Genomic DNA, 274 nt, shown 5'->3' with positions numbered 1-274 from the left:
ACACGCAGTAGAGATCGTGGAAGATCCCGCCGCTGTTACCGCAGGCACCGTAGGAGATACAAATTTTCGGGTCCGGCGCGGACTGCCACGCACGCAGCGCAGGGGATCGCATTGCACGGGTGACCGCGCCGGTAAACAGTAAAATATCCGCATGACGCGGTGAAGGAACGACTTTAATGCCGAAGCGTTCTGCATCAAACAGCGGCGAAAGCGTGGCGAAAATTTCGATTTCGCAGCCGTTGCAGCCGCCGCAGTCCACGCGGTAAACGTAGGC

General features: G+C 58.4%; 1 pseudogene. It reads right to left on the bottom strand.

Annotated features, from left to right (window positions below):
* Positions 1–274 (bottom strand): annotated as a pseudogene (gene hycG, locus SB772_RS40820) (formate hydrogenlyase subunit HycG); the annotation flags it as partial.

It is taken from the genome of Paraburkholderia sp. SIMBA_030 (assembly GCF_046535245.1).
Classification (GTDB): Bacteria; Pseudomonadota; Gammaproteobacteria; order Burkholderiales; family Burkholderiaceae; genus Paraburkholderia.
This window is presented reverse-complemented; position numbering and strand designations above follow the sequence as displayed.